Consider the following 8,821-nt stretch of genomic DNA (forward strand, 5'->3'; position numbering starts at 1 on the left):
CGGCATCAGCGCCGACATGGCCGGCGATGCAGGGCAGGATGTAGGTCCGGGCGCCGGGGTTGAGCGCCAGGCGCAGTTCGCCGGCCCTGGCGTTGACCGCGCCGGAGACGGCGAGCGCAAAGGGCGCACCGCCGAGCTCCGAAGGATCGATGCCCAGAAACAGGTGATGCATGATCGGATTGCCGACGAAGACGGCATCGAGGATATCGGCGCGCTGGATCTTGCCCTCGGCGACCACCTTGTCGACCAGTTTCGAGACTTCCTGGCGCACGGCCTTGGTCATGGCCTGCCGCCCGTCCGGGTTCATCATCACGTAGGAGACGCGGCTCATGAGGTCTTCGCCGAAGCGGATCTGCGGGTTCGACGCGCCGGCCGAGGCCACCACGCGACCTGAAAGCAGGGAAACCAGATGCATGGCGATGGTGGTGGAGCCGATATCGCAGGCGATCCCGTAGGCCTCGTTCTTCAGTCCTGGCCAGAGCGCGATGATGCGTGCGGCGTCGCCCTCCTCGTCGTGATGGATCGCGGCGGTGACGGCCCATTCGCCCTGGCGCAGGATGGACTGGACGTCGCCGAGGAGGTGCGTGTCGGCCTCCAGCCGCGCAAAGCCCCATTCGCGGTGCAGCGCCGCCTTGAGTCGGTCAAGGTCGCCCAGTGGCTTGTGCATGTCGGGCTCGTCCACCTCGACATAGCAAAGCTGAACTGCGGGATAGCGCTCGATGACGCGTGCGTCGGCGTCCTTGCGCACGACCTGCGCGTTGACGATCGCATCCTGGGGTACGTCGACGACGAGGTCGCCTTCGATGGTGGCGGAGCAGGACAGGCGCCGCCCGGCGGGAAGCGCGCGTTTTTCGGCGTAGCGCGCTTCCTTGGGGCCGACGGCTGAGATGCTGTCTCTGGAGGAGGAGATCTTGTGCTTGGCGAAATGCCCCTCCTGCACCTCGATCTGGCAGCGCCCGCAGGTCGCCCGCCCGCCGCACACGCTTTCCACATAGACGCCGAGCTGGCGCGCGGCATCGAGGATCGTCGTGCCCTTGGCAAAACGCCCGCGCTTGCCCGACGGCATGAAGAGCACGAGGTGCTCGGTTATGTTGGGCGGGGCATTCATGGGAGGTGGGATTCCTTGCCTCGGGCGGCACCCTGTCGCGCCCGAGGGGCGACAGGGCCGGCCTATCTCCTGGTTTGCCTTACCGTCCCGTCCGCGCCATGCGCGCTTCGCGGCCGCCGCGACGGCGGCCGGCGAGGGCGGCTTGACCGTTTCCATTGGAAGACTCCCCCGGGGCCCCGGAGTTCCCGGCAGCAGGCTGGTGGTCCTTGTAGGTCATGATCCAGTTGTAGCAATTGGGATCCGTGCCGTTCAGCACGTTGGCCGCGCGCACGGCTTCCATTTCCTGCGGCCGGCAGGGGTTCATGATGGCGCTGGTCATGCCGGCGCCGATGACCATGGGAATGAAGCCGGCATTGATGCCGTGGCGATGCGGCAGGCCGAAGGAGATGTTGGAAAGGCCGCAGGTCGTGTTGACCTTCAGCTCTTCGCGCAGGCGACGCAGAAGCGCAAAGACCTGTTTGCCCGCTGTGCCCATCGCGCCGATCGGCATGACCAGCGGGTCGACCACGATGTCGCGGGCGGGAATGCCGTAGTCGGCGGCGCGCTGGACGATCTTTCTCGCCACCTCGAAGCGCACGTCCGGGTCTTCGGAAATGCCGGTCTCGTCGTTGGAGATCGCGACCACCGGGACGTCGTATTTCTTGATGAGCGGCAGGATGGCTTCCAGCTTCTCCTCCTCGCCGGTCACCGAATTGATCAGCGGGCGGCCCTTGGCCACCTGAAGCGCCGCCTCGATGGCCGCCGACACGGAAGAATCGATGGAAAGGGGAACATCGACCAGACCCTGCACGATCTCGAGCGTCTGGACGAGAAGAGCGGGCTCGGTGGCGTTCGGATCAACCGCCGTCACGCCGGCATTGACGTCGAGCATGGTCGCGCCTGCGGCCACCTGGTCGAGGGCGTCCTTTTTCACCGTCTCGAAGTTGCCGGCCACCATCTCGGCGGCGAGCTTCTTGCGGCCGGTCGGATTGATGCGTTCGCCGATGACGCAAAAAGGCTGGTCGAAGCCGATGATGACTTCCCGGGTCGCAGAGGCGACGATGGTGCGGGTCATGCGCAGTCCTCCAAAGGATATAAAGACTTCTTTATATGGTTATCTCATGTGTTTCAAGAAGGAGGGAATAGGGCAACAAGGGAGTAGGCGGCTGGTCGCCTGCTTTCGCGTCCGGATCTCCGGTCCTCGTGCGTTTTACTCCTGTTGCCCCATTCCCACGCCCTCAGTTCGTCGCATCCTTCACCATGTCGACCGGCTTCTCGCTCGGCGTTTCGAGAATGTGCTCGAGGCGGTCGGCCACCAGCGCGTCGTCGAGGCCCGGCTCGCGCTTCCAGGGACGGCGGCCCTTCAGCACGCCGGACTCGTGCACGATCTCCGCCACATATTCCTCCTGGCGGTAGGCCATGACGTGGACCCCGGAAACGCCGTCGATCTCCTTCACCTCGTTGATGATGTCGATGCACAGGCGTTTTCCTTCCGCCTTCTGGTCCTTCGCGCCGTCGAGCCGCGCGATGACGGAATCGGGGATATGCACGCCGGGCACGTTGTTGCGGATCCAGCGCGCCGCCTTGGCCGAGGCGAGGGGGCCGACGCCGACCAGAATGAAGCATTGCTCGTCGAGGCCCAGGTCGCGCACGCGCTTCATGTAGTCCTTCAGCATCGGTACATCGAAGCAGTACTGGCTCTGCACGAACTGCGCACCGGCGGCGATCTTCTTGGCCAGCCGCAGGGGGCGGAAGTCGAAGGGCGGGGCGAAGGGGTTGATGGCGGCGCCCATGAAGACCGCCGGCGCGGCGGTGAGCTTGCGGCCGGAGAGAAATTTTTCCTCGTCGCGCATGGTGCGCACGGTCTCCAGCAAGGACATGGAGTCGAGATCGAAAACCGGTTTCGCGCCTGGCTGGTCGCCGGCCTGCACGCCATCTCCCGTCAGGCACAGGATATTGCTGACTCCCATGGCCGCCGCGCCCAGCACATCGCCCTGGATGGCGATGCGGTTGCGGTCGCGGCAGGCGATCTGCATGATCGCCGCGTGGCCCATGCGCGTGAGCAGCGCGCAGATGCCCATCGACGACATGTGGCAGTTGGCGCCGGACGCGTCGACGGCGTTGATGCCGTCCACCCAGCCGTCGAAGACGGCCGCGCGCTCATAGACGTCCTGCGCGTGGGCGCTATCGGGCGGGTTGAGCTCTGCCGTGACGGCGAACTCGCCGCGCCTCAGGATGCGTTCCAGCCGGCCGCGCGAGACGTGACCGGGCAAGGGATCGAGCGGCAGGTCGATGCCGTGCGGGTTCTCGTCGGGATGGGGCGGGCGGTGGTTCATCGGACCTCCTTCGCCTTTTCCCGTTCGGCGGCGGCGAGTGCAGTGACGCGCAGCCAGGCGGACGTTTCTCGGAGCGACTGGTCGACGGGCTTCTGCACGGTCAGGATGGCATCTTGGTTGCGCATGCGCTGGGCGCCTTCCCAGGCCTTCACCCAGACGCAGGGCATGTCGGGTTCGACCTCGCAATTGCCGTTTGCGCGCACACCGCCGCAGGGCCCGTTTCTGAGCTGCTTGGGACAATTCATGGGACAGGACATGCCGGTGGAGGAGAGGATGCACTGTCCGCACATGCGGCAGTCGAACATGAGACCCTTCACCTGCCGTTCGACGAGTTTCACCGGCTTTTCGGCGCGCCGATAGCCAATCGCCTGCCACAACGGATGAAGGGCCAGGAAAAGATCGGCGAAGCGTGCGTAGAACCATTCCAGAAAGCGGGCGTGGCGCACCGACCACAGCCGCATGGTGTAACGCCGCTGGACGCGGCGTTGGGGCGAAACACCCCAGGGCTTATAGGCCAGGAGCGCGCGCGCCTTTCTCACCAGCGTCGCTTGGGTGACGCGCTTCCTTACGGAATTCGGCTTGCCATTACCCTTTTGCATGTCCGCCTGCCTTGACCAGCGCCTTCAGACGCTCGTCGGGAAACGCTTGTTCGATGGTCCGAAGGGCCATGTCGGCCTCGGCTTCCAGGTCGTCGCCGACGGGCTCCGGATCGCCACGCCGCCATTCGGCCAGATAGGCATCGGTATCACGCGCGCCCACGCGCATGGCACACATGTCGATCGCCTCTGTGAAGCGCAAGGGCAGCTCGCGCTTGGCCGCCTTGCGTCCTTTCCTGACGATCACCTGGGCGGGAATGTCACGCCAGTAAACCACGATCAGATCGGCCATCGTGCCTCTTGCCTCTTCGGTTTTTCGAGCATTGCCGCAAGCGTCGAAGACCCGCTTGCTGCGTGACGACGCGCGCGCTTTCAAAAGCGACGCCGCATGACACGGGGGGCGGGTCGTTAGTGGATCAGCACGCCGGCCAGGAGGCTGGCTGCCCCCACGACAACGGCGATGACGGCCAGGGACAAGGCGCCGCTCACGACGGCGATGGACAAGAGCACGCCGTCGCGCTCGGAAAGCGCCAGGCCAACGAGGGCACAGGAGAATGCCGGGAACCAGTTGCCGAGCGGAATGGGGAGCGTGACGGCGATCGACAGGATAAGCGCGATCGACCCGATGATGCGGTCGGCGTGGCTGCGGGCGAACGGCCAATAGCGCGGGCGGATGAAGCGCTCCGCCCATTTCAGCCGCGGAATGAACCGTTTGGTGAAATGGCGGAAACTGTCAGCGGCGATCGATTTCCTCAAAACGAACTTCGGTAGCCAGGCGGCGCGGCGCCCGAACACCATCTGAACCGACAGCAGAAGAAGCGGAATGCCCAGCACCAGCGTGCTGCCAGGGGGCAGGGGTAAAAGGTTGAGACAGGAGAAGAAGACAAGAAGCGCGGCAAAGCTGCGGTCGCCGAGCGCCTGGCGGAACTGCTCGACCGTGACCGGCCTATCGGCATTGCGGGCCAGCTCTTCGAAGACGGTGGACAGGCGGCGTGGCGGATTGTCCGCGGTGGGCCGGCCCGACAGCGCTTCCAATCCCGTATTCTCCGCCTTCACGTTACCGTGGTCCTGTCGCGCCGACACACTGTTTGCCTGCAAAACATCCTGCAAAACATATTGTCCGGCTGCAATTAAGCTTTCGTGACAGGCCGGGCAAGCCGGGGCCGGCGGGTCTTGCGAATGGCCGCCAAAGCCGGAAGCGGTGCAGCGACCGTCTTGGTGGAGAAGGCAGCGCAGGCAAGGAGCATCTTCATGCTCCCAATACCAGCCGTTGATTGAAGCGTTTTTATGGTGGCGCTAAGCCGCCGGCGCAGTGCTCGCGGCCTTTGCAAGCGCGGCGGTCAGGTCGCCATAGCCGGTAAAGCGTCGTTCGTAGGAAAGGCTCAGGAGCCCGGCTGCATTGCGCGCGACCTTCTCGAGTTCCGGATCGTTTGTTTGCGCGAGATAGACCAGCTTTTCGTAATTGCCGAAGAAATCCGCGATCAGTTCCGGATGGCGGTCGAGGCCAAGGGGCTTGAGAAAGAACGCATCGAACTGGCGGCACAGGAAATCGGTCATGTAGAAGGCCAGCATGTCGTCCTCGCCGATCGCCTCGAAAGCGTCCAGACCCTGGTAGAAGGCAAAGCAGTGCGGGCCCGCGATGCGCTCGACGCCGTGTTTCTCGCAGACACGGTCGACCGCGCCGCCCGACCCGCAATCGGCATATCCGACGAAGATGCGGCGATAGCCTTCCCCTCGGGCCTTCTCGATCGCCGCGTCGAGTGCGGGGGCGATGCGATCGGGGCGGTAGTGAAACGCCGCCGGCAGGCAGGTAAGCTCCAGATGGTCGAACCCCAGGCGCTCGCGCACGGCCAGCACCTCGCGCGCAATCATGCCGCAAGCCACGACCAGAACCTTTTCAGCCCGCGTGCGTTTCAGGGGTGTCAAACATGTTCCTTTCTGCGCGATTCGTGCGCACAACAAGGGAGAGGCACGCATGCTCGCGACGATTTTATCACGCCTCGTCGTCCTGATCGCCGTCATCGGCCTGACGGCAGGATGCGCCAATACGATTCGCGGTGTCGGGCAGGACACGGCCAACGTGGTCGATGCTACCCAGGATGCCGGCGAAAACGTTGCCGGTTCCGCGAACTCCTATTGAGCGAAACCCACCCAGGATCCAGGGCGCCGGGTCGCGAAGGGAGGTGGCAGCCTCTTCAGGCTGAGGCGCCCACATTGTGCTTGCGCTTCATGAACTCCTTGGCGGTCTCAACGGCAACCGCCGCATCCCGGCAGTAAGCGTCCGCGCCGACGGCCTTGCCGAACTCCTCGTTCAGCGGCGCACCGCCCACGAGCACGATGTAATCGTCACGGATGCCCTTTTCCTTCATCGTGTCGATGACGACCTTCATGTAGGGCATCGTGGTCGTCAGCAGCGCCGACATGCCGATGATGTCGGGCTGGTGTTCCTCGATCGCGGCCAGATAGTTCTCGACGGGGTTGTTGATGCCCAGATCGACGACGTCGAAACCGGCGCCTTCCATCATCATGCCGACGAGATTCTTGCCGATGTCGTGAATGTCGCCCTTGACGGTGCCGATCACCATCTTGCCCTGCTTGGGCGCGCCGGTCTCGGCGAGCAATGGGCGCAGGATGTTCATGCCGGACTTCATCGCGTTGGCGGAAAGAAGCACCTCCGGCACAAACAGGATACCGTCACGGAAATCCTCGCCGACGATGCGCATGCCCTCCACAAGCGCCTGGGTAAGAACCTCGTAGGGTGCCCAGCCGCGGTCGAGCAGGATGCGCGTGCCTTCCTCGATCTCCTCCTTCAGGCCGTCGTAAAGGTCGTCGTGCATCTGCTGCACGAGCTCGTCATCGGGAAGTTCGGAAAGAACGATTTCTTCATCGGACATTTGCTGGCTCCTGCCGTCCTGCGGTCAGCAATCCGTTCGCGACCCTGGTGAGTCTAGACATAATCGGTCTTTTGGCGTCTTCCATGGCCGAATTGCGACGTGATGCAAAAGGAAAGCGACTGATACGGGCGGATTGGCTGACCATGAAGCTTCCTTCGTATATACCACCTTTGCGTGCATTCCGGTAATTTTTTTGGGAGAGCGAAGGGGATTACCCTTTGAAAATTCACCAGGAAGATTTGAATATGCAACTTTAGATTTATTTAACAGGAACGAGCTCATGCTTTCCGATATGCTGTCCGGGTTGGAATATTGGTCTACGGAGAAGTTTCATGAGATATCTGACGAAATCCCTTGTCGCAGCCACCGCTCTGGCCGCTTCGACGCTGCCCGGCCTTGCCGCGGACGGAACGGTTCTCTTCAATGCCTCCGTTCTTTCGACGTGCCTCATCACCATTGGAACGCCCGGCGTCATGACGGCGAGCGCCGACTACACCGAATTGAGCTCGCTCGAGGCAGGCGGGGCTTCGGGCACGGCGACCATCCTGACGACCGCGGCCGGCTATGAAGTCTCCACCAGTGCACCGGTGGCCTTTGTCTCGGCGCCGGCCGGCGGCGACGATTCCGTCACTTTCGCGTCGAGCTACAGTGCAAGTGGCGTAACCTCGCTTACGGATGTTGTCGGCTCGGTGACCTCGGTGCTCGGCCTCGGGCTTACAAACCTCGACGTCGATCTCACGGCTACCAAGTCCGCTGGCGCCTTCCCGGCTGGAAGCTATGTTGCCGAAGTCACCGTCACCTGCGAGTGAATGGATGGCTGCGGGGAGCATGGCGAAAGGGCTGATTGCGGCGCTCGCCGTGTTGGGGGGCGCCTCGGCGGCTGATGCGCAGGCAATGACGCCGATGCGCGGCGAGGTCACCAGCTTCAGCGACGAATTTGCCGTGCGGGTCAGGCCCTACAATCCCTACCAGCACCGCATCCAGGTGGAAGTGCGGGTCTATGACCAGGATTTCCGTCCTGTGGCCGCCAAGGTATCCCCGCGGCGGCTCATGCTCGGCGGTAAGGCCTCGCGGCCCGTGCTCGTCGTGGTGGGTTTCGAGGGTGCCGCGCAACGGCGTGTCCGGGTGTGCACCGAAAGTGTTCCGTTTCCACGTCAGAAAACCAGGATAAAGGCACAGATATGCGGACGTTTCATCGCCCGGCGGCTGCGTTGAGCCTGGCCTTCTTGACGGGCCTGCTGGCGTGCCCGCTTGCCCGGGCCGACGACCAGTACATCATCAACCAGAAACAGACAGGGGTGAGCCTGCCGGGTGTCGTGATGCCGCATGGTTTCGACGAGATTCGCGCGGCCGACGGTACGACATGCCGCTCGTCGATGTCCGGATCCGGCGCCTATGTGGATTCCGGTGTTATCGGAGGCGGACTGGACGGTTCCTCCTCGCAGACGCTTTCGGCCTATGGGCGCGTCGTCGTTCCCCTCGGCAGAAAGCCGAAACGGCTCGATTGCGACCGCCTGTATCAGCTCGAGCTGGAGCGGTTGCGGTTGGAAGTTCAGCTCTTGAAACATGGCCTTGACCCGCGCACGAACAGCGCGGTCTCGAACGAGGCCGATTGGGCAGGCGACGATGGCTGGACGACCGGCGATCGCCGGTGAGCGCCGTCCGTCGACCGGTGCCCGCTCTCAATGCGACACGGTCTGGCGCTCGCGGAACGTTCGCAGCCGCCTGTGTGAATACGATGCGGATGAGAGGCATGTCGCCCGCAACAGGGTGGACGTGCGACCCATGCATCGAGGACAGGGCGATGAACCAGAACGTGCCGACGGAACAGGAAGTGGCCGCTCCCTCCGAAGGCCGGCGCGGACGCGGCGGACGCGGTGAGCGTGGCGGCGCGTCGGCCCGACGGGC

Annotated in this window: 12 protein-coding genes; 4 read left to right on the top strand and 8 right to left on the bottom strand. The window is 63.9% G+C overall.

Annotated features, from left to right (window positions below):
- The 7 genes from ACFP9U_RS21425 to ACFP9U_RS21455 form a co-directional block, all read right to left on the bottom strand.
- Positions 1 to 1,108: 2Fe-2S iron-sulfur cluster-binding protein (locus tag ACFP9U_RS21425; protein WP_378624588.1), on the bottom strand; the 1,108-nt coding region annotated here is incomplete at its 3' end.
- 79 nt (positions 1,109 to 1,187) lie between these two features.
- A complete protein-coding gene (locus ACFP9U_RS21430) occupies positions 1,188 to 2,162 on the bottom strand; it encodes a methyltetrahydrofolate cobalamin methyltransferase (protein WP_378624590.1) in 975 nt (324 codons plus the stop codon).
- A 163-nt stretch (positions 2,163 to 2,325) separates the two neighbouring features.
- Positions 2,326 to 3,423, bottom strand: a complete 1,098-nt coding sequence (locus ACFP9U_RS21435; RefSeq protein ID WP_378624592.1) for a methylenetetrahydrofolate reductase — start codon at positions 3,421 to 3,423, stop codon at positions 2,326 to 2,328.
- Positions 3,420 to 4,022, bottom strand: coding sequence for a methylenetetrahydrofolate reductase C-terminal domain-containing protein (locus ACFP9U_RS21440; RefSeq protein ID WP_378624594.1), 603 nt, complete (start codon positions 4,020 to 4,022; stop codon positions 3,420 to 3,422). Before ACFP9U_RS21440 ends, ACFP9U_RS21435 begins: the two co-directional genes overlap by 4 nt.
- Positions 4,009 to 4,311, bottom strand: a complete 303-nt coding sequence (locus ACFP9U_RS21445) for a virulence factor (RefSeq protein ID WP_322450796.1) — start codon at positions 4,309 to 4,311, stop codon at positions 4,009 to 4,011. Before ACFP9U_RS21445 ends, ACFP9U_RS21440 begins: the two co-directional genes overlap by 14 nt.
- Positions 4,312 to 4,427: 116 nt before the next feature.
- Positions 4,428 to 5,102, bottom strand: coding sequence for an exopolysaccharide biosynthesis protein (locus ACFP9U_RS21450; protein ID WP_378624596.1), 675 nt, complete (start codon positions 5,100 to 5,102; stop codon positions 4,428 to 4,430).
- A gap of 213 nt (positions 5,103 to 5,315) precedes the next feature.
- Positions 5,316 to 5,891, bottom strand: coding sequence for a DUF1638 domain-containing protein (locus ACFP9U_RS21455; RefSeq protein WP_378624605.1), 576 nt, complete (start codon positions 5,889 to 5,891; stop codon positions 5,316 to 5,318).
- A 103-nt stretch (positions 5,892 to 5,994) separates the two neighbouring features.
- On the opposite strand from ACFP9U_RS21455, the gene ACFP9U_RS21460 reads away from it, so the two are divergent.
- Complete coding sequence (locus ACFP9U_RS21460) at positions 5,995 to 6,159, top strand: entericidin (RefSeq protein WP_322450798.1); 165 nt, start codon at positions 5,995 to 5,997, stop codon at positions 6,157 to 6,159.
- 55 nt (positions 6,160 to 6,214) lie between these two features.
- On the opposite strand, the gene ACFP9U_RS21465 is transcribed toward ACFP9U_RS21460, so the two are convergent.
- Positions 6,215 to 6,913, bottom strand: coding sequence for a corrinoid protein (locus ACFP9U_RS21465; protein WP_322450799.1), 699 nt, complete (start codon positions 6,911 to 6,913; stop codon positions 6,215 to 6,217).
- A 332-nt stretch (positions 6,914 to 7,245) separates the two neighbouring features.
- Here ACFP9U_RS21465 and ACFP9U_RS21470 point away from each other — a divergent pair, with 332 nt between their 5' ends.
- Genes ACFP9U_RS21470 through ACFP9U_RS21480 form a run of 3 tightly spaced genes read left to right on the top strand, consistent with a single transcriptional unit; the run spans position 7,246 to position 8,568 of the window.
- Positions 7,246 to 7,722: a hypothetical protein gene (locus ACFP9U_RS21470; RefSeq protein WP_378624599.1), complete on the top strand. Its 477-nt coding sequence runs from the start codon at positions 7,246 to 7,248 to the stop codon at positions 7,720 to 7,722.
- Between the two features lie 4 nt (positions 7,723 to 7,726).
- The gene (locus ACFP9U_RS21475) at positions 7,727 to 8,128 is read left to right on the top strand and encodes a hypothetical protein (RefSeq protein WP_378624601.1); all 402 of its coding nucleotides are present in this window, start codon (positions 7,727 to 7,729) and stop codon (positions 8,126 to 8,128) included.
- Complete coding sequence (locus tag ACFP9U_RS21480; RefSeq protein ID WP_378624603.1) at positions 8,125 to 8,568, top strand: hypothetical protein; 444 nt, start codon at positions 8,125 to 8,127, stop codon at positions 8,566 to 8,568. The genes ACFP9U_RS21475 and ACFP9U_RS21480 overlap by 4 nt, the downstream gene beginning before the upstream one ends.
- Positions 8,569 to 8,821 lie beyond the last annotated feature (253 nt).

This window comes from Nitratireductor sp. GCM10026969, assembly GCF_042660605.1.
GTDB lineage: Bacteria > Pseudomonadota > Alphaproteobacteria > Rhizobiales > Rhizobiaceae > Chelativorans.